The organism is Faecalibacterium sp. DFI.5.82, assembly GCF_029076575.1.
Taxonomy (GTDB): Bacteria; Bacillota; Clostridia; order Oscillospirales; family Ruminococcaceae; genus Faecalibacterium; species Faecalibacterium duncaniae.
The window spans coordinates 1-339 of sequence record NZ_JARFIS010000215.1 but is presented as its reverse complement, the minus strand read 5'-3'; the positions used below and the strand labels follow the sequence as shown (position 1 = coordinate 339).

Here is a 339-nt window from a genome sequence, read left to right as displayed (position 1 = left end):
CGTTTTTCCGTTACCCATAGGGATCGTACAGGTCGTATTCTTCTGCCTCCTGATGCTGCTCCTCCAGCACCCGGATGGCCTGTTCCAGCTGGCTCTGGGAAGCGCCGCTCTCGCTGGCAAGTGCGCGGACCGCTTCGGGCAGGCTGCCGCCGAACAGGGTGACCATCCGCTGGCGCATGGCCGCAACGCAATAGGCCCGGCGGGTGACCGTGGGCAGATTGGTGTTCTGGCTCCCCGCCTTGCCGCCCTTGACCCAGCCCTTTTCCTCCAGACGGTACAAAAAGTTGAGCACTGTGGCCGGAGCCCAGCCGGTGGCGGTCAGCTTTTCGCTGATATCCC

General features: G+C 63.7%; 1 protein-coding gene. It reads right to left on the bottom strand.

The window, feature by feature from the left end; all coding sequences use genetic code 11:
• Positions 1 to 10: 10 nt before the first annotated feature.
• Positions 11 to 339, bottom strand: a 329-nt coding sequence (locus P0G09_RS16305) for a BlaI/MecI/CopY family transcriptional regulator (protein ID WP_275253189.1), incomplete at its 5' end; no start/stop codon positions are given.